The organism is Vibrio sp. NH-UV-68 (assembly GCF_042940635.1).
Lineage (GTDB): Bacteria > Pseudomonadota > Gammaproteobacteria > Enterobacterales > Vibrionaceae > Vibrio > Vibrio pacinii.
The window spans coordinates 2,428,413-2,446,752 of sequence record NZ_CP134975.1 but is presented as its reverse complement, the minus strand read 5'-3'; the positions used below and the strand labels follow the sequence as shown (position 1 = coordinate 2,446,752).

General features: G+C 46.7%; 19 protein-coding genes. 16 read left to right on the top strand and 3 right to left on the bottom strand.

The window, feature by feature from the left end; translation table 11 throughout:
• Nucleotides 1-47: 47 nt before the first annotated feature.
• The 8 genes from nrdR (at nt 48) to pgpA (ending at nt 6,134) form a co-directional block, all read left to right on the top strand.
• Nucleotides 48-497 carry a transcriptional regulator NrdR gene (gene nrdR, locus ViNHUV68_RS11185; RefSeq protein WP_038174036.1) on the top strand — a complete coding sequence of 150 codons (450 nt, stop codon included), beginning with the start codon at nt 48-50 and terminating at the stop codon, nt 495-497.
• Between the two features lie 12 nt (nt 498-509).
• Nucleotides 510-1,616, top strand: coding sequence for a bifunctional diaminohydroxyphosphoribosylaminopyrimidine deaminase/5-amino-6-(5-phosphoribosylamino)uracil reductase RibD (gene ribD, locus ViNHUV68_RS11180; protein ID WP_038174034.1), 1,107 nt, complete (start codon nt 510-512; stop codon nt 1,614-1,616).
• Between the two features lie 2 nt (nt 1,617-1,618).
• Nucleotides 1,619-2,269, top strand: coding sequence for a riboflavin synthase (locus tag ViNHUV68_RS11175; protein ID WP_391088155.1), 651 nt, complete (start codon nt 1,619-1,621; stop codon nt 2,267-2,269).
• A 58-nt stretch (nt 2,270-2,327) separates the two neighbouring features.
• The gene (ribBA, locus tag ViNHUV68_RS11170; protein WP_038174032.1) at nt 2,328-3,437 is read left to right on the top strand and encodes a bifunctional 3,4-dihydroxy-2-butanone-4-phosphate synthase/GTP cyclohydrolase II; all 1,110 of its coding nucleotides are present in this window, start codon (nt 2,328-2,330) and stop codon (nt 3,435-3,437) included.
• A gap of 170 nt (nt 3,438-3,607) precedes the next feature.
• Nucleotides 3,608-4,078 (top strand): 6,7-dimethyl-8-ribityllumazine synthase, encoded by a 471-nt coding sequence (gene ribE / locus ViNHUV68_RS11165; RefSeq protein ID WP_038174031.1) that lies wholly within the window; start codon nt 3,608-3,610, stop codon nt 4,076-4,078.
• Complete coding sequence (gene nusB, locus ViNHUV68_RS11160; protein ID WP_038174030.1) at nt 4,078-4,545, top strand: transcription antitermination factor NusB; 468 nt, start codon at nt 4,078-4,080, stop codon at nt 4,543-4,545. Before ribE ends, nusB begins: the two co-directional genes overlap by 1 nt.
• Nucleotides 4,546-4,652: 107 nt before the next feature.
• A complete protein-coding gene (gene thiL / locus ViNHUV68_RS11155) occupies nt 4,653-5,624 on the top strand; it encodes a thiamine-phosphate kinase (RefSeq protein ID WP_038174029.1) in 972 nt (323 codons plus the stop codon).
• Between the two features lie 6 nt (nt 5,625-5,630).
• Nucleotides 5,631-6,134: a phosphatidylglycerophosphatase A gene (gene pgpA / locus ViNHUV68_RS11150; protein WP_038174028.1), complete on the top strand. Its 504-nt coding sequence runs from the start codon at nt 5,631-5,633 to the stop codon at nt 6,132-6,134.
• A 77-nt stretch (nt 6,135-6,211) separates the two neighbouring features.
• Here the strand turns inward: pgpA and ViNHUV68_RS11145 are convergent, their stop codons facing one another.
• From ViNHUV68_RS11145 to map, 3 genes are all read right to left on the bottom strand, one after another.
• Nucleotides 6,212-6,595: a DUF3461 family protein gene (locus ViNHUV68_RS11145; protein ID WP_038174026.1), complete on the bottom strand. Its 384-nt coding sequence runs from the start codon at nt 6,593-6,595 to the stop codon at nt 6,212-6,214.
• A gap of 139 nt (nt 6,596-6,734) precedes the next feature.
• Nucleotides 6,735-9,356, bottom strand: a complete 2,622-nt coding sequence (gene glnD / locus ViNHUV68_RS11140) for a bifunctional uridylyltransferase/uridylyl-removing protein GlnD (RefSeq protein WP_038174025.1) — start codon at nt 9,354-9,356, stop codon at nt 6,735-6,737.
• A 161-nt stretch (nt 9,357-9,517) separates the two neighbouring features.
• On the bottom strand, nt 9,518-10,396 hold the full coding sequence (gene map / locus ViNHUV68_RS11135) for a type I methionyl aminopeptidase (protein WP_038174024.1): 879 nt from the start codon (nt 10,394-10,396) through the stop codon (nt 9,518-9,520).
• 351 nt (nt 10,397-10,747) lie between these two features.
• Between map and rpsB the strand changes: the two genes are divergently transcribed.
• From rpsB to rseP, 8 genes are all read left to right on the top strand, one after another.
• Entirely contained in the window at nt 10,748-11,476 is a 729-nt protein-coding gene (gene rpsB / locus ViNHUV68_RS11130) for a 30S ribosomal protein S2 (protein WP_038174022.1), read from the top strand.
• Nucleotides 11,477-11,608: 132 nt separating this feature from the next.
• On the top strand, nt 11,609-12,451 hold the full coding sequence (tsf, locus tag ViNHUV68_RS11125) for a translation elongation factor Ts (RefSeq protein ID WP_100752188.1): 843 nt from the start codon (nt 11,609-11,611) through the stop codon (nt 12,449-12,451).
• Between the two features lie 149 nt (nt 12,452-12,600).
• Nucleotides 12,601-13,332 (top strand): UMP kinase, encoded by a 732-nt coding sequence (gene pyrH / locus ViNHUV68_RS11120; RefSeq protein ID WP_038174020.1) that lies wholly within the window; start codon nt 12,601-12,603, stop codon nt 13,330-13,332.
• Between the two features lie 103 nt (nt 13,333-13,435).
• Nucleotides 13,436-13,993, top strand: a complete 558-nt coding sequence (gene frr / locus ViNHUV68_RS11115) for a ribosome recycling factor (protein WP_038174019.1) — start codon at nt 13,436-13,438, stop codon at nt 13,991-13,993.
• Nucleotides 13,994-14,090: 97 nt separating this feature from the next.
• Nucleotides 14,091-14,846: an isoprenyl transferase gene (locus ViNHUV68_RS11110; protein WP_038174018.1), complete on the top strand. Its 756-nt coding sequence runs from the start codon at nt 14,091-14,093 to the stop codon at nt 14,844-14,846.
• 11 nt (nt 14,847-14,857) lie between these two features.
• Complete coding sequence (locus tag ViNHUV68_RS11105) at nt 14,858-15,700, top strand: phosphatidate cytidylyltransferase (protein ID WP_391088147.1); 843 nt, start codon at nt 14,858-14,860, stop codon at nt 15,698-15,700.
• Nucleotides 15,701-15,741: 41 nt separating this feature from the next.
• Nucleotides 15,742-16,950: a 1-deoxy-D-xylulose-5-phosphate reductoisomerase gene (gene ispC / locus ViNHUV68_RS11100; protein ID WP_391088144.1), complete on the top strand. Its 1,209-nt coding sequence runs from the start codon at nt 15,742-15,744 to the stop codon at nt 16,948-16,950.
• Nucleotides 16,947-18,305: a sigma E protease regulator RseP gene (gene rseP, locus ViNHUV68_RS11095; RefSeq protein ID WP_038174015.1), complete on the top strand. Its 1,359-nt coding sequence runs from the start codon at nt 16,947-16,949 to the stop codon at nt 18,303-18,305. Before ispC ends, rseP begins: the two co-directional genes overlap by 4 nt.
• The last annotated feature ends 35 nt before the right edge of the window (nt 18,306-18,340 follow it).

The following is an 18,340-nucleotide window of genomic DNA, read 5'->3' as shown; positions in this document are numbered from 1 at the left end:
AGCTTTAGTTAATCCGGTAAACTATCCGACATAGTTTTGGAGGTGATATGCATTGTCCTTTTTGTTCTGAAAACGACACCAAAGTGATCGACTCGCGTTTGGTTGCCGACGGCCATCAGGTCCGCCGTCGTCGGCAATGTTTAGCGTGCAGCGAGCGCTTTACGACATTTGAAACCGCTGAATTGGTAATGCCAAGAGTGATTAAATCCAATGGCAACCGAGAGCCTTTCAATGAAGATAAAATGGTTGGTGGTCTGCAGCGAGCGTTAGAGAAACGCCCGGTCAGCGCCGATGCGGTTGATGTGGCGATCAGCATGATCAAATCACAGCTTCGTGCGACGGGTGAACGTGAAGTGTCGAGCGAAATGATTGGTAACTTAGTTATGGATCAACTCAAAGAGCTCGATAAAGTGGCGTACATTCGTTTTGCTTCGGTTTACCGTAGTTTTGAAGATATTCGTGAATTTGGCGAAGAAATCGCAAGACTAGAAGATTAATTGGACAGCGTAATGGCAACCTTTACTGCTACAGATTATCAGATGATGTCGCGGGCTATTGAGCTGGCGAAAGGCGGCATCTACACCACGGCGCCAAACCCTAATGTAGGGTGTGTGATTGCCAAAAACAGTGACATTGTCGGTGAAGGCTGCCACTTTCGTGCGGGTGAACCTCATGCTGAAGTGCATGCATTGCGCATGGCGGCGGATCAATCGATCGGCGCAACGGCGTACGTAACATTAGAACCTTGTTCTCACTATGGACGAACCCCACCTTGTGCCGAAGGGTTGATCAAAGCCCGCGTGGCGAAAGTGGTATGTGCGATGCAAGATCCCAACCCCCAAGTTGCTGGGCGCGGCATTCAGATGTTGCGTGATGCCGGAATTGAGGTTGAAGTTGGGCTACTTGAAGATCAGGCTCGGGCACTGAATCCTGCGTTTATCAAACGTATGCAAACCGAGATGCCGTTTGTACAACTAAAAATGGCGGCAAGTCTTGATGGGCAGACCGCACTAGCCAACGGTCAAAGCCAATGGATAACGGGGGCTGAAGCGCGCAAAGATGTCCAAGCTTTTCGTGCGCGCAGCGGCGCCATTTTATCAACGAGCCAAACGGTCATTGACGATGACGCCTCGCTTAACGTGCGTTGGAGTGAACTGCCCAAATATGTGCAAGCACAATATAATCCTACCGATGTGCGTCAACCTAAGCGTGTGATCTTAGATCGTCAAAATAGACTGACATCCGCGCTAAAACTGTTTCACACTCCAGGTGAGCGCGTGATTGTTGCTCCACAAGGTGACATTTTTGCGCCATTGAATAACGATCAACGTATTGATCTTAACGCTCTGTTTTCCACGCTTGCTACTCAACACAACATCAATCACCTTTGGGTTGAGGCTGGTGCAACTCTGGCAAGTAGCTTAATTACTGCTGATTTAGTCGATGAACTGGTGCTTTACTTGGCACCCAAAATCATGGGCAGTGATGGCCGAGGCTTACTCGGTGCACTTGGTTTAGAGGCGATGGAGCAAGTGATTGATCTCGATATTAAAGATATTCGACAAGTGGGTAAAGATATCCGCATTATCGCCACTATTAGCCAAAAAGAATCGTAACTATGTTTACAGGTATTATTGAAGCTGTTGGTACGCTGACAGCCATTACGCCAAAAGGCGAAGATATAAGTGTCACGGTTGAGGTCGGTAAGCTGGATATGTCCGACGTAAAACTGGGAGACAGCATTGCCACTAATGGTGTCTGCTTGACCGTGGTTGACTATAGCGACAGCCATTACAGTGCAGATTTGTCGTTAGAAACGTTGCAAAAAACGGGCTTTGCTCACTATCAAGTGGGGGATAGCGTCAACTTAGAAAAAGCCATGTTGCCAACCACTCGATTTGGCGGACATATCGTGTCTGGTCATGTCGATGGTGTGGGTGAAATCGTTGAGCGCAATAGCGTTGGCCGAGCGATAGAATTTTGGGTCGCGATGCCCGCCGAAATCAGTAAATATGTCGCGGAAAAAGGATCAATAACGGTGGACGGTATTAGCCTGACGGTTAATGCACTGCGTAAAAACGCGTTAAAATTGACGATTGTTCCGCACACCGGAGACGAAACAACCATCGCTGATTTTCATGTTGGCCGTAAGGTCAATCTAGAGGTCGATGTGTTGGCGCGTTATATGGAACGCCTACTGACCAGCCAGTCAGAGCAGCCACAATCAAACATTACCATGGAATTCTTACAACAAAATGGATTTGCTTAGGTTAGCGATTATCTAACCGACTCGATTCGCCGCAGACGCCAAGAATAGGAAGACAATTATGCCAATTAGTACGCCACAAGAAATTATTGAAGATATTCGTTTGGGTAAAATGGTTATCTTAATGGATGACGAAGACCGAGAGAACGAAGGCGATTTGATCATGGCTGCCGAGCACGTTACACCGGAAGCGATCAACTTTATGGCGATGCATGGTCGTGGCTTGATCTGTCTGACAATGACTAAAGAGCGTTGTGAGCGCCTTGGTTTGCCGCCAATGGTGCAAGATAACAATGCGCAGTACACCACTAATTTTACCGTTTCAATTGAAGCGGCCGAAGGCGTTACTACCGGGATTTCAGCGGCCGATCGTGCACGCACTGTTCAGGCGGCCGTCGCCAAAGATGCCAAGGCTGCCGATCTTGTGCAGCCAGGTCACATCTTTCCTTTAGCGGCGCAAGAGGGTGGCGTATTAACCCGTGCTGGTCATACCGAAGCCGGCTGTGATTTGGCGCGTTTGGCTGGTTTTGAACCGGCCGGCGTTATTGTCGAAATACTTAACGATGATGGCACCATGGCGCGTCGTCCAGATCTCGAAATCTTTGCTGAAAAGCACAGTATTAAGCTCGGTACGATTGCTGATCTTATCGAGTACCGCAATAATACCGAAACCACGATTGAGCGCGTTGCTGAGTGTCATTTACCGACCGAGTTTGGTGACTTCAACTTAGTGACTTATCGCGACATCATCGATAACCAAATTCACTATGCACTGTGTAAAGGCGAGCTGAGTAAAGAAGCGCCATTGGTACGCGTTCACTTGCAAGATACGTTTACCGATCTACTCCATAGCGATCGCAACGCAGAGCGCAGTTGGACACTGGACAAAGCAATGCAACGTATTGGCAGTGAAGGGGGGGTCTTGGTGATTTTGGGCAATGAAGAGTCAAGCGAACTGTTGATTCACCGCGTGAAAATGTTTGAAGCGCAAGATAAAGGTCAAGCGCCGACGTTAGCCAAGAAGCAGGGAACATCACGCCGCGTTGGTGTTGGCTCGCAGATTCTGGCCGATCTTGGTGTCCACGATATGCGCTTACTCTCGTCAGCGAGCAAAAAATATCATGCGTTGGGCGGTTTTGGCCTCAATGTGGTGGAATATGTGAGCGACTGATCGTTTCGGCTTAATCGTATCTGAGGGCAAAGGTCACCATCATTTGCCCTTTCGGTTTTCGCTCTGTTGTTAACACGGTGAGTAATGCTAAATTTCCATTAGATATTGCTCACAGAATTGTGCTAGAATCCGGCGATTCTCACTTGATGAATATAGTTAAAGGAAGGCTTATGAAAGTGATCGAGGGTGGCTTCCCAGCGCCAAACGCAAAAATTGCTATCGTTATTTCTCGTTTCAACAGTTTTATTAACGAAAGTCTATTGTCTGGTGCAATCGATACTTTAAAACGCCATGGTCAAGTTAGCGAAGACAACATTACCGTAGTTCGCTGCCCAGGCGCAGTTGAGTTACCTCTTGTTGCTCAACGTGTCGCGAAAACCGCTAAATACGATGCGATTGTTTCGCTTGGTACGGTAATTCGTGGCGGAACACCACACTTTGACTATGTTTGTAGTGAATGTAATAAAGGTCTTGCACAAGTGTCTCTGGAATACAGCCTTCCAGTTGCGTTCGGTGTACTGACTGTTGATACTATTGATCAAGCTATTGAGCGCGCGGGAACCAAGGCTGGTAATAAAGGTGCAGAGGCTGCACTAAGCGCACTTGAGATGATTAACGTTCTTTCAGAAATCGATTCCTAATGGGGGCCAGTGTGAAACCAGCCGCACGTCGTAATGCACGTCGATTCGCTTTGCAAGCGATCTACTCTTGGCAAATTACTAAAGAAAATGTTGCTACGATTGAAGAGCAATTTTTGTCAGGTGGTAAGTATGATGAAGAAGAACATCATGCTCAAGAACCTGCACTTTCTGCTCCAGACACAGATGTTGCATACTTCCGTGACCTACTAACAGGTGTTGTGCTAAGTCACACAGAGCTAGATTGTAAAATTCGTCCATACACTGCGCGTCCAATGCAAGATTTGGACATGATGGAGCTTGCTCTGTTGCGTCTTGCTATGTATGAAATGACACGTCGCGAAGATGTCCCTTATAAAGTGGTCATCAACGAAGCGATTGAACTTGCTAAAGTCTTCGCTGCAGAAGATAGCCACAAGTTTATCAACGGTGTGCTAGATAAAGCCGCACCGCACGTACGTAAAAAATAATCGTCCAAGATTATAAAAGGTCAGCAATCGCTGACCTTTTTTATGTCTAGTGTATTTTAATACCAACCTCGACAGACAAGTTGGTACAAGTTGTAAATGGTCACGCTATGCCTGGTGAATTTAATCTGATAGAAAAATACTTTGTGGGTCGGCAAAAACAGCGCAAAGATGTCTTGCTTGCCGCCGGTGATGATTGCGCCTTAGTTAAGGTGCCTGACAATCTCTCTGTCGCCATTAGTACCGACACTTTGGTCGCTGGTACTCATTTTCTTAGTGAAGCGAATCCGGCTTGGGTCGCGCACAAAGCCCTATGCTCCAACATCAGTGATCTTGCTGCGATGGGCGCAACGCCAGCTTGGGTATCGCTTGCCTTAACAATGCCGACACCCGATGAAACTTGGCTAGCACCATTTTGCGAGGCGTTCTTTGAATTGGCGGACTATTACGGTATTCAGCTGATTGGGGGAGACACCACCAAAGGGCCGCTGAGCGTGACGCTAACCGTACAAGGTTTGGTTGATGCGGACAAAGCGCTGCGTCGAGATGGTGCTCGCGTTGGCGATTGGGTCTATGTCACGGGCAACCTCGGTGACAGTAAAGCGGGGTTAGATGTCATCTTGGACCCCCAACGCCGCAGTACACCGTTTGCCGCAGAGCTTGAACAACGTCATTATTTATCAACCCCAAGAGTATTGGCCGGACAAGCATTGCTTAATCTGGCTAGTTCAGCGATTGATATCTCGGACGGTTTGATTTCCGACATTAAGCATATCGCTAAGCGCTCTGAGGTTGGAGTAAGCCTTGACGTTAGCACACTTCCTGTTTCTAATGAGTTGGTTCAGTTTTTAGGTTGCATGACCAAAGCGCAACAATACGCATTAACCAGCGGGGAAGAGTATGAGCTTTGCTTTACACTCCCAGAGCAGAACAAAGGCTCCATCGAAAGTGCGTTGGCGCACTGTGGCGTCAAGGCGACTTGCATTGGACAAATTCGCCCATCAGGTACTTTTGAACTGCATAATAAAGGTCAAGCGATAGATTGGTCTTTAAGCGGTTATGATCACTTTACTCAGCAGTAGCTCATTATGACAAATCCATTATCACTCATCTCATTAAAAAATCCCTGGCATTTACTCGCGACTGGCTTTGGTAGTGGATTGTCACCGATTATTCCGGGCACGATGGGCACGTTAGCCGCAATCCCTTTCTATTTACTGTTAGTTCAACTGCCGCTCTCTTGGTATCTGGTGGCTGTGGTGGTGGCATCACTGTTCGGCATTAAGATATGTCAGGTTACCTCGGATGATATGGGCGTACACGATCACGGTAGCATCGTGTGGGACGAATTTGCTGGTTTTTGGATTACGATGCTAGTGGTGCCATTATTCAATTTGAATCCGATCGATTGGAAGTGGTTAGTGACGGGATTTGTCTTGTTCCGTTTTTTCGATATGGTGAAACCGTGGCCGATTGGTTGGCTTGATAAGCGCGTCCACGGTGGCCTAGGTATTATGATCGATGATATTGTTGCTGGCGTGATGGCGGGCATAGTGCTTTATTTCGTCGGACAATACGCAGGTTGGCTTTAACCTTTAATGACCAACGTAATTGACGCAAATAAAAAGGGTTGACGCTATTACGTCAACCCTTAATCGTTGTTTCGCTTCTATTTAAGTTTTGCTAAATCTGATTCAATTTCAGCAATTTTGCTCGAGACCACTTTTTCTAAATGACGTAAATCAGAGAGGATTTTCTGTTTGACGTCTGTTTCTGTTGGTTTTTCTGGTTTAGTGAGCTTGTTCAGTTCGTCGATCACTAGGGTAAGATTGCGGTTTATTTCCGTGATCTCTTTGTATTGATGACTACCGCTATCGACGAGAACATTCTTAATCTGGCGGGGATATTTGAATTTGACGCTTTTCGCAAACAACTCACCTTTTTGTTTGTGAAAATAAATCTTTAACACATCCTTGTGCGCTTCTTGACGAAGGGAATAGCGCTCAATTTGTTTAGGATCGTGAATACCTAAACCTGTGAGGTGTGGATACATAGGCTACCTCTATTGTGTTGTAGTAATATTCTCTGGCCAAACCGACCAGAGAATGACCAATCAATTATTAATGTAGCAGTCTATGATCGTGGTAGACAGTGCTTTTTCAAGCAAGTTAATAACTTGTGCTCTTGATCGCCTAAGGTGCTAGTTCCGCAACGTTTTTTATCAGTTTTTCGCACAGCTCGAGCTGTTCCTCTTCCGTTAGCTTGCCGCCATTTTGACTGGTGATAATGAACAAATCTTCGGCACGTTCACCAATGGTAGTAATCTTTGCTGCATGCAAGTGGATATTGAGCTGAGCAAAGGTGGCGCCAACCGTTGCCAGTAAACCGGGTGTATCAAGGGCGACGAACTCAAGTAAGGTACGTTTCTTACTCTTAGTCGGCAGGAAGTCGACTTTGGTCTTTACCTTGAAATGTTGCAAATTTCGCGGAATACGGCGCGTTTTAATTTTGGTTGGTCGGCCATCTTCTAATACATGAGTGAGATGTTTGATCACGGCTTTGTGGCGACTTTCATCAATGACTTCACCATGTTGATCGAGCACCATAAAGGTATCGAGTACATAACCGTCTTTGCTAGTCATGACCTGTGCATCGTGAACGTTTAAGTTACGGCGGTCGAGCTCGGCAACCACAGACGCAAACAGCGCGGGTTGATCTTTGCTGTAGACAAACACTTCCGTGCCGCCACGGGTCGCTTTCTTGGAAATGAGTACCAATGGTTGCGCGTGATCTTGATGGCGCAGTAAATTGCTACAGTGCCAGGCGATCTGTTTGTGGGTATGTCGCAAGAAGTAGTCGGCTTTAAAACGTTGCCACAACACCTCAATCTCGCGGGCATTAAAGCCTTCTTTACGCAGTTGGGCTGAAGCCAGTTGCTGGTTATGACGAATGCGATCGCGCACATCGACCGGGTTCTCTAATCCTCGACGCAGTGCCCGCTGGGTTGAATAAAACAACTCGGCGAGCAGGGTGCGCTTCCAACTGTTCCATAGCTCTGGGTTGGTGGCACAAATATCCGCCACGGTTAGGCAGACCAAGTATTCAAGATACTCTTCATCGCGAACTTGTTTGGCAAATTCGGTGATCACTTCAGGATCATAGATATCGCGTCGCTGGGCGGTCACGGACATCAAAAGGTGATGGCGCACTAGCCAAGAGACCAATTTCGCCTCAGGTTTTGATAATCCGTGCTCAAGACAAAAGTCATACGCTTCACTTTCGCCAATGACGGAGTGATCGCCGCCGCGCCCTTTGCCGATATCGTGGAAGATTGCCGCGATGATCAATAACTCTTTTTTCTGTAAGCGCGGGTAGATTTCGCAGCAAATTGGGTGTTTATCGTGATTGCTGGCGTAGCCGAATGTATTGATGTGTTTCAGTAAACGGACACTGTGTTCGTCAACGGTATAAACATGAAATAAGTCGAACTGCATTTGGCCAACAATTTGGCTCCATTGAGGCAAGTAAGCAGCTAATACGCCGAGTTTGTGCATCAAACCAAACGCTTTATGCAGCGCATTTGGGTGACGACAAAGGTCGAGAAACTTCTCCCGCGCTGCTGGAATGGTGTGTAAGAACTTGTTTAAACGTCGTCGAGCGGTGCGCAGTTGGCGCATGGTCGGTGGCGCAACCCCTTCAATACTTGAGTCATTGGCAATGTGCAAAAACATATCCAAGATGGTTTCTGGACGAGCCTGAAACAGTGCTGGCTTACGCGCTTCAATCAGATGACCGCGACGAAGGAAATCATCACTGAGAATTTCAGGCTTCGCTTCCACGCCATTATCTAATATTGCTTGGTCAAACAACTTGAGCAGCATTTTATTGAGCTCAGCCACGCGGCGCAGCGTGCGGTAGAACTCCTTCATCATCATCTCAACGGCGCGGTTGCCTTCGCCGACATAGCCTAGGCTCTCTGCCACTTGCGCTTGATGGGCAAACGTCAGGCGGTTGTCGTAGCGTTTAAGTTCGATATGCAGTGCGAAACGCACCCGCCATAAGAAGTCTTGGCATTCGACCAATTCACGGTATTCGGCATCGGTTAAAAAACCATAATGGCTCATTTCGAATAGAGAGGTCGCACCAAAGTGGCGTCGAGCCACCCAACTTAAGGTATGGATGTCACGCAGACCTCCTGGCGTCGATTTGATGTCGGGCTCAAGGTTATAAGTGGTGTCGTGATAGCGCGCATGACGGTTGCGTTGCTCTTGGACTTTGGCTTTGTAGAACACTTCACTTGGCCAAAAGGATTCGGAATGAATCACCATTTGGAGCTGATGAAAGGTCTCTTCACAACCGCAGAGTAAGCGCGATTCTTGCAAGTTGGTTGCGACGGTTAAATCGTCTCTGCCAATCGCAGCACACTCTTCAACGCTGCGCACTGCATGACCGACTTCAAGTCGCAGATCCCACAGTAGGGTGATGAATTCACTGACTTTACTGGCTAATGACTCTGGCAGACCTTGGCGTGAGACGATTAAAATGTCGATATCCGAAAGAGGGTGCAACTCTCCTCGGCCATAACCACCCACGGCGACCAAACTGAGGTTAGGCTGTGAGGAAAAACCAAAATGTTGCCATAGGCGATTGAGGAGTAAATCGATATATTCAGCGCGTCCGAGTACCAAATCGGTGACGGGATGGTGAGCGAGAAACTCTTGCTTTTGAACGTCAGCAAACTTTTCCAATTGTTGTTTCAGTTCACTAATAACGATTTGTTGATCTGAGAGTGTCAGTGGTGATTGTAAAGGCATACAGCGAATCCATGCAAAATAGTCCTGTTGCGAACTAATCTATCAAAGTGCGTTACCAAGCTAAATAGCTAAACCCATTTTGTGGTTGTTTTACTGTCGTGCACTTGGTCGACCGATAAAAAATATCCCCGCCAGAGCGAGGATATGGAATGTTTAGATGATTAGGCGTTATTCATTAGGCGTGGAATGGTGTCATCGCTGCGTAGCGTCAGCACCTCACAGCCATCACGAGTCACAACGATAGTGTGCTCGTATTGCGCAGATTTTTTACCGTCACCGGTGTAGACCGTCCAGTCATCTTCTGCATCGACCGTAACCCCAAACTTACCCGCGTTGATCATTGGCTCAATGGTGAAACACATGCCTTCTTTCAATACACGGCGATCGCTGTTTTTGTAGTGAACGATTTGCGGTTCTTCATGGAATTCATTGCCAATACCATGGCCACAGAAATCTTTTACAATCGAGAACTTGTTACGTGGGTTCTTTTTGTTGTTCTCTTTGATGTATTTTTCAATCGCACTGCCAATGTCGCCAACGGTTGCCCCAGGTTTGACTTTACGCATTCCTACGTAAAGCGCCTCTTGAGTCACCATGCACAGACGTTTATCTGCAGCTGAAACATCACCGACCAAGAACATCTTAGACGTGTCGCCGTGGTAGCCTTCTGGACGTACGCTTAGGTCGACCCCTTCTTCATTGGGGATAATAACCGTAATGTCGACATTGATGATGTCGCCACTTTTCAATACGGCAGGTTTGAGTTGACCATTACTTCCCACTTCGTCTTGCTGGGCTGGAATGCCGTGACAGACAATATGGTTAATCGACGTACAGATAGATTTAGGAAATCCATGATAATCAAGCGGAGCCGAATAGGCGCCTTTTTCGATCCCGTAATCGTGACAGATTTGGTTTAGCTCATCTGTCGTCACACCCTCTTTGATGTGTGGTTCGATCATTTCTAGGATTTCAGCGGCCAACGCGCCCGCGGTTCGCATACGTTCGATTTCTTCAGCTGTTTTAATCTTGATTGACATTGGCTTTCTCTACTTAGCTCTTTATACCTCTTGGTACGAATGGCCGCATTCTAACAGGAAGAGGACATAATGAGAATTATTCTTCATCGACACCTAGTACGTAAAAGGGGCAAAAGCGTTCAGTTGCGGTTTTTTTTCTAGCCATAGTGGGTCAAAATATGGTATAAAGCGCGCCGGAAATGTGGTCTGTTGTCTCTAGTGAAATTCTATTTTATTGGCGAAGCCGATTACTTCCAACTAACTTATATCTTTAAATCACACACATTCCGTCACATATTCCGGGGTGCTAGGCAGAAGCCTAGTCGGAGTTATGGGGGATGTGGAGGCCTAACCCCAATAGAGGATTTTAAAATGGCAACTGTATCAATGCGCGATATGCTTAAAGCTGGTGTTCACTTCGGTCACCAGACTCGTTACTGGAACCCAAAAATGAAGCCATTCATCTTTGGCGCTCGTAACAAAGTTCATATCATCAACCTAGAAAAAACTGTACCAATGTTCAACGACTCTCTAGCTGAACTAGCTAAAGTAGGCGAGAAGAAAGGTAAGGTTCTATTCGTAGGTACTAAACGCGCTGCATCTGAAGCTGTTAAAGAAGCTGCTATCGCAAGCAACCAGTACTATGTTAACAACCGCTGGTTGGGCGGCATGCTAACAAACTACAAAACAGTTCGTCAGTCAATCAAGCGTCTAAAAGAACTTGAAGCTCAAGCTCAAGACGGTACTTTTGATAAACTAACTAAGAAAGAAGCTCTAATGCGTACTCGCGAAATGGAGAAGCTAGAGAAATCTCTTGGTGGTATCAAAGATATGAGCGGCCTACCAGACGCTCTATTCGTAATCGATGCTGATCACGAACATATTGCGATTAAAGAAGCGAACAACCTAGGTATCCCAGTATACGCTGTGGTAGATACTAACTCTAACCCAGACGGCGTTGACTACATCATCCCAGGTAACGACGACGCGATCCGTGCGGTACAGCTATACCTTAACGCTGCTGCTCAAGCGGTAACTGAAGGTCGTAATAAAGACGTTGCTGTAGCGGCTGAAAAAGACGGTTTCGTAGAAGCTGAATAATAGCTGGCTCCAAGTCACACTTAGTTTATGTGCCATCTAGTTGTCGCATTAACTAAGTTATAGTTATCAACAGGGGCCGACATTATTGGCCCCTGTTTTTTACCAAATTCTGAATCAACTGAGGAATAGAGAATGGCTGTTACTGCTGCTCTAGTTAAAGAACTGCGCGACCGCACTGGCGCAGGCATGATGGAATGTAAGAAAGCGCTAGTTGAAACTAACGGCGACGTTGAACTAGCAATCGAAAACATGCGTAAATCAGGCGCTGCTAAAGCTGCTAAGAAAGCAGGTAACGTTGCTGCTGAAGGCGCAATCATCATCAAAGAAGAGAACGGCGTTGCTGTACTTCTTGAAGTGAACTGTCAAACAGACTTCGTTGCTAAAGACGCAAACTTCACTGCATTCGCAGACAAAGTTGCTGCTGAAGCACTAGCAACTAAAGCGACTTCTGAAGAGCTACAAGCTAAATTCGAAGACGAGCGTGTTGCTCTTGTGACTAAGATTGGTGAAAACATCAACATCCGTCGCGTACAGTACGTTGAAGGCGCAGCGATTGCATCTTACCGTCACGGTGAGAAAATCGGTGTTGTTGTTGCTGGTGAAGGTGATGCTGAAACGCTTAAGCACGTTGCTATGCACGTTGCTGCTTCTCGTCCAGATTACGTAAACCCAGAAGATGTACCAGCTGACGTTGTCGAAAAAGAGAAAGCGGTTCAAGTTGAAATCGCAATGAACGAAGGCAAGCCTGCAGAAATCGCTGAGAAGATGGTTGTTGGCCGCATGAAGAAGTTCACTGGCGAAGTTTCTCTAACAGGTCAAGCGTTCGTTATGGAACCTAAGAAGACTGTTGGTGAAATTCTAAAAGAACGCGGTGCTTCAGTTGCTACATTCGTTCGCCTAGAAGTAGGTGAAGGCATTGAAAAAGCGGAAGGCATGAGTTTCGCTGAAGAAGTAGCAGCAGCTCAAAAAGGTTAATCCTGAGCAAACGCACAAAGTTTAGACCGTAGCCAAGGCTGCGGTCTTTTTATGACTAACGATGAAGTGTCTAGCGGTGATGGATGCAGACTGTAAGAGTCTTTATCCATGACTGTTAATCAACAACTCTCTTTTGGAAGGTAAACTCCATGACTACGAACCCTAAACCAGCATATCAACGTATTCTGTTAAAACTGAGTGGTGAAGCTCTCCAAGGTGAGGAAGGTTTTGGTATCGATCCAGCGGTCCTTGACCGAATGGGCCAAGAAATAAAAGAACTGGTTGAACTGGGTGTTCAGGTCGGTGTTGTTATCGGCGGCGGTAACTTGTTCCGTGGTGCAGGTCTGGCAGAAGCGGGCATGAACCGCGTTGTTGGTGACCACATGGGGATGCTGGCGACAGTAATGAATGGCCTAGCAATGCGCGATACACTGCACCGTGCTTATGTCAATGCGCGAGTAATGTCTGCCATCCCATTAAAAGGTGTGTGTGACGATTACAATTGGGCCGATGCGATTCGTGAACTTCGTCAAGGCCGCGTGGTGATCTTCTCTGCAGGTACTGGTAACCCATTTTTCACGACCGATTCTGCTGCTTGTTTGCGCGGTATCGAAATTGAAGCTGACGTAGTTCTAAAAGCGACAAAAGTAGATGGCGTATTTAGCGCAGACCCTGTAGCAAACCCAGACGCAGAACTGTATGATAAGCTTTCATACGAAACAGTGCTTGAAAAAGAACTGAAAGTAATGGATTTGGCTGCATTTACATTGGCTCGTGACCACAAAATGCCAATTCGTGTATTCAATATGAATAAACCAGGCGCACTACGTCGCGTGGTAATGGGTGAAGCAGAAGGCACGCTAATCAGCGACGCAGAGTAATTCCAATCGCCGCAGCATGGGATAGATTTTTGCTGCGGTATTGCCTTTTGAAGACTCCAAGTTAGGCTTTCTTCAAGAAAGATTTACACATTAAGGTGATATTGTGATTAACGAAATCAAAAAAGACGCTCAAGAGCGCATGGATAAAAGCGTTGAAGCGCTAAAAAACAACCTTTCTAAAATTCGTACTGGCCGTGCGCATCCAAGCCTACTTGCTGGTATCAACGTAGAGTACTACGGCGCAGCGACACCGCTAAACCAAATTGCGAACGTTGTTGCTGAAGATGCACGTACTCTTGCTATCACCGTATTCGATAAAGAGCTGACGCAAAAAGTTGAAAAAGCGATCATGATGTCAGATCTTGGTCTAAACCCAATGTCAGCAGGCACGGTTATTCGCGTACCACTGCCACCACTAACGGAAGAGCGTCGTAAAGACCTAGTTAAAATTGTCCGTGGTGAAGCAGAGGGTGGTCGTGTTGCGATTCGTAACATCCGTCGTGATGCGAACGGTGAACTTAAAGCACTACTAAAAGACAAAGAAATCTCTGAAGATGAGGATCGTAAAGGTCAAGAAGAGATTCAAAAACTAACGGACGCTGCGGTTAAACATGTCGATGACGTTCTCGCTGCGAAAGAAAAAGAGTTGATGGAAGTCTGATTTATCCACAAACTTTTCGCTTTAAAAGCGCTGTGCTCGCAGTACAGCGCTTTTTTATGCTACTCTCTGTCCCCTGCTGATTACCAATCAACGTCTTATGCAAAATTCACAACTCTCCCCTGAATTACTTCCACAACATATTGCAATCATTATGGATGGCAACGGCCGTTGGGCAAAAGCACAAGGTAAACCCCGTGTTTTTGGTCATAAAAATGGTGTTGCTGCGGTGCGCAAAACCATTTCAACTTCAGCGAAGCTGGGTGTTAAAGCGGTGACTCTGTTTGCTTTTAGCAGCGAGAATTGGCGCCGACCAGAAGAAGAAGTTGGGGTGTTGATGGAGCTGTTTATCAGCGTACTATCAACCGAAGTCAAGAAACTGCATAAGAATAACTTACGTCTGCGAGTTATTGGTGAAACGTCACGATTTAGTCAACGCCTACAAAAGAAAATTGCTCAAGCGGAGGCTTTGACCGAAACCAACAGTGGTATGGTCATTAATATTGCGGCGAATTACGGTGGTAAGTGGGATATCATGCAAGCAACAAAAGCTATTTCAGCTAAGGTTGCCGCCGGTGAATTGCAGCCTGATGAGATCACTGAAGATCTGATTAGCCAACACCTGACGATGGCAGATTTACCTGAAGTTGATTTAATGATTCGAACCAGCGGCGAATGTCGCATTAGCAATTTTATGCTTTGGCAAATGGCGTACGCAGAAATGTACTTTACGCCTATCTATTGGCCTGAGTTCGATGAAAACAGCTTAATCGAAGCAGTGACTTGGTTTGTTAATCGAGAGCGACGTTTTGGTTGCACCGGTGAACAAGTTAAGGCATTGATGGAAAGCGAATAAAGGATCAAAGTTTGAAACAACGAATTATAACGGCGCTTATCCTTGCTCCTCTGGTGATTTTAGGAATTTTCAAGCTCTCTTTACCCCTCTTTATCCTTGCCGTTGCGGCGGTAACGTTAATTGGCTTTTGGGAGTGGACACAGTTTGTCAATGCCTCTTCACGTACGATAGCGCTTATACCAGCGGTGGTCGTAGGAGCCGCGAGTCTGTGGTTTGTTCCTTTTGATGCCATCAGTTTAAACCTACTCAGTGGCAGTCATTATGCCATCTTAACGCTTGGCTGCGTCTGGTGGTTAGTCGCCAGTGGGCTTGCTATCACTTATCCTAAATCCTCATCGCTTTGGCAACACTCGAATTTACTGCGCCACATTTTTGGTCTTCTGACCTTATTGCCTTTTTTCTGGAGTGTTCTTTTGTTGCGCGCTGAAGGCATTGATCTTGAACCTTATCATGGCGCTAAGCTGGTGCTGTATGTGTGCCTGATTGTTTGGGCTGCAGATAGTGGTGCTTATTTTGCTGGAAAGAGCTTGGGTAAACACAAAATGGCGCCTCACGTCAGCCCAAATAAGACCATTGAAGGGTTAATCGGCGGAATTATCACCGCGATTATTGTCGGCTGGGCGACGGCAGAATGGTTTGAAATTCAATTTTCAAGCGTATGGGCTATGGTGCTGATCACCTTAGTCACCGTGGTGATCTCAGTGTTGGGTGATTTGGTTGAAAGCATGTTTAAACGCGTATCAGGCATCAAAGATAGTAGCAATATTATCCCAGGGCATGGTGGTGTGTTGGATCGCATCGACAGTTTAACCGCTGCCTTCCCGGTTTTTGCGTTCTTGTACTTTATCTCTTAAGGTGAGTTTAGGCTTGTCCTGCTCATACATTGGTTCTTGCTATGCGTAAGTTAACGATTCTTGGTGCAACGGGTTCTATCGGAGCTAGCACGCTTAAAGTCATCGAACAGAATCCTGCTACATTCTCTATTTTTGCGCTCGTTGCAGGGCAAAATGTCGACAAAATGCGTGAACTTTGCCAAAAGTGGCAGCCTGAATATGCGGTCATGGCCAGTGATATCGCGGCGCAGCGTCTTAAAGCACAGTTGATTGAGCTTAAAATCAACACCCAGGTGATGTCGGGTGTTGAGGCGATGTGTCAGGTATCATCAATGGATGAGGTAGACACTGTGATGGCGGCGATTGTCGGCGCCGCAGGGCTGTTACCGACTATGGCGGCGGTAACATCTGGTAAACGGGTGCTATTAGCGAATAAAGAAGCATTAGTCATGTCTGGCCAGCTGTTTATCGATGCAGTGGAACACTATGGCGCTGAGCTATTGCCAGTTGACAGTGAACACAACGCGATTTTTCAGTGTCTACCGAATGAGATTCAAACCAATTTGGGTCGCTGCTCTTTAACTGAGCATGGTATCTCGCATATTCTCCTCACCGGTTCAGGTGGCCCATTTCGTTATAGCGATATTGAGTCGCTCAGCAGTGTGACACCAGAGCAAGCGATTGCACATCCCAATTGGTCGATGGGGCCTAAAATCTCGGTTGATTCCGCGACCATGATGAACAAAGGTCTTGAGTATATTGAGGCTAAGTGGCTTTTTAATACCGAACGAGAGCAGCTCAAGGTCTTGATTCATCCCCAATCTGTGATTCATTCGATGGTTCAGTATCGAGATGGCTCTGTGCTGGCGCAAATGGGTGAGCCTGATATGGCGACGCCGATCGCGTTAACACTTTCCTATCCGCAACGAGTTGACGCAGGCGTTGCACCTCTCGACTTTACCAAAGTCGGTGAACTGAGCTTTTTAGAGCCCGATTTTCAGCGTTATCCTTGTCTGAAGCTGGCGATAGATGCCTGTTACGAAGGTCAGCATGCCACTACGGCACTCAATGCAGCTAACGAGATAGCGGTCGACGCGTTCTTAAATCGAAGACTGCGTTTTACCGATATCGCATTGGTGAATCAACAAGTGGCGGATAAAGTCTGCGCGACTTACACCCCATCATCATGTCGTGACTTGGAAAGCATACTCGAGCTCGATAGAATGGCGAGAGAACTAGCCAGCAACTTCGTAAGTGAGCGTCAGTTATGAGCGGTATTATTTGGAACTTTGCTTCATTCGTTGTCGCCTTGGGTATTTTGGTCGCGGTGCATGAATTTGGTCATTTTTGGGTCGCCCGTCGTTGTGGTGTCAAAGTTGAGAAATTTTCGATTGGCTTTGGTAAGTCGATTTGGAGCCGAGTCGCAAAAGACGGCACCGAATACAGCTTGTCTGTCATCCCTTTAGGTGGCTATGTCAAAATGCTCGATAGTCGAGTTGATGACGTGGCGGAGCAAGATAAACACACCACCTTCGATGCTAAACCGTTATGGAAGCGTACGTCGATCGTCGCAGCTGGTCCGTTGTTCAACTTCCTATTTGCAATTTTTGCTTATTGGTTAGTTTTTTTGATAGGCGTGCCTGCGGTAAAACCGGTGGTAGGACAGATCACACCGGCTTCGATAGCGGCTGAATCTGGCCTGCAATCTGGAATGGAACTAAAAGCGGTTTCCGGCGTCCAAACTGCGGATTGGGAATCGGTGAATATGGGGCTTATCTCCCACATCGGCGATAGGGAACTGACATTAACAGTGGTTCCGGTTGATGGCATCGGTATTGAAGAAACCATGCGTTTGGACTTAACCAACTGGAACTTTGATCCCGAAAAAGAGTCTGCAATGTCAGCGCTCGGCTTCATGCCTTATACGCCAGAGATCACGGCGAAGCTTACCAACGTGTCACAAGATAGTGCTGGCGCTAAAGCCGGCCTGCAGGTTGGTGACTTACTGGTTAAGCTAGATGGGGTAGACGTAACGTCTTGGCAGCAGGTGGTTGAAAAAATTCAACAAAGCCCGAATACGCCGGTTGACATAACGGTTGAACGAGCAAGCCAAACGCTGTCATTAACGCTGATTCCCGATAGTCGAGATTTATCGGATGGTCGTGTGATCGGTTTTGCAGGAATCGCTCCTGATATCGCAGAATGGCCAGAAAATTATCGCTTCGAATTGCAATATGGTGTAATTGAATCAGTCGGAAAAGCGGTTGAGAAAACGGGTCAGGTGATCAACCTTACCGTCAGTATGTTGAAGAAACTCATTGTTGGGGATGTAGGGCTAAATAACCTGAGTGGTCCTATTTCCATCGCGAAAGGAGCGGGTACAACTGCCGATTATGGCTTAGTTTACTTCTTAGGCTTCTTAGCTCTGATAAGTGTTAACTTAGGGATTATTAACCTTGTACCGTTGCCAATGTTGGACGGTGGGCATCTATTGTTTTTTGCCATTGAGGCTGTAATAAAGCGTCCTGTACCCGAAAAGTTTCAGGAAATGGGCTACCGCGTGGGCGGGGCAATTATCTTCTCACTCATGATTGTGGCAATTTTCAATGACTTTGCTCGCTTGTAACAGAGCAATAGGTTGAAGTAAGGAATAACTAAAAC

Excerpts from the sequence above, each read along its gene's own strand:
- ribE (WP_038174031.1), top strand. The coding sequence starts at position 3,608 with ATGAAAGTGATCGAGGGTGGCTTCCCAGCGCCAAACGCAAAAATTGCT.
- ViNHUV68_RS11175 (WP_391088155.1), top strand. The coding sequence starts at position 1,619 with ATGTTTACAGGTATTATTGAAGCTGTTGGTACGCTGACAGCCATTACG.
- pyrH (WP_038174020.1), top strand. The coding sequence starts at position 12,601 with ATGACTACGAACCCTAAACCAGCATATCAACGTATTCTGTTAAAACTG.
- map (WP_038174024.1), bottom strand. The coding sequence starts at position 10,396 with ATGTCAATCAAGATTAAAACAGCTGAAGAAATCGAACGTATGCGAACC.
- nrdR (WP_038174036.1), top strand. The coding sequence starts at position 48 with ATGCATTGTCCTTTTTGTTCTGAAAACGACACCAAAGTGATCGACTCG.
- rseP (WP_038174015.1), top strand. The coding sequence starts at position 16,947 with ATGAGCGGTATTATTTGGAACTTTGCTTCATTCGTTGTCGCCTTGGGT.
- ribD (WP_038174034.1), top strand. The coding sequence starts at position 510 with ATGGCAACCTTTACTGCTACAGATTATCAGATGATGTCGCGGGCTATT.
- pgpA (WP_038174028.1), top strand. The coding sequence starts at position 5,631 with ATGACAAATCCATTATCACTCATCTCATTAAAAAATCCCTGGCATTTA.
- ViNHUV68_RS11110 (WP_038174018.1), top strand. The coding sequence starts at position 14,091 with ATGCAAAATTCACAACTCTCCCCTGAATTACTTCCACAACATATTGCA.
- ribBA (WP_038174032.1), top strand. The coding sequence starts at position 2,328 with ATGCCAATTAGTACGCCACAAGAAATTATTGAAGATATTCGTTTGGGT.
- thiL (WP_038174029.1), top strand. The coding sequence starts at position 4,653 with ATGCCTGGTGAATTTAATCTGATAGAAAAATACTTTGTGGGTCGGCAA.
- glnD (WP_038174025.1), bottom strand. The coding sequence starts at position 9,356 with ATGCCTTTACAATCACCACTGACACTCTCAGATCAACAAATCGTTATT.
- ispC (WP_391088144.1), top strand. The coding sequence starts at position 15,742 with ATGCGTAAGTTAACGATTCTTGGTGCAACGGGTTCTATCGGAGCTAGC.
- tsf (WP_100752188.1), top strand. The coding sequence starts at position 11,609 with ATGGCTGTTACTGCTGCTCTAGTTAAAGAACTGCGCGACCGCACTGGC.
- rpsB (WP_038174022.1), top strand. The coding sequence starts at position 10,748 with ATGGCAACTGTATCAATGCGCGATATGCTTAAAGCTGGTGTTCACTTC.
- nusB (WP_038174030.1), top strand. The coding sequence starts at position 4,078 with ATGGGGGCCAGTGTGAAACCAGCCGCACGTCGTAATGCACGTCGATTC.
- ViNHUV68_RS11145 (WP_038174026.1), bottom strand. The coding sequence starts at position 6,595 with ATGTATCCACACCTCACAGGTTTAGGTATTCACGATCCTAAACAAATT.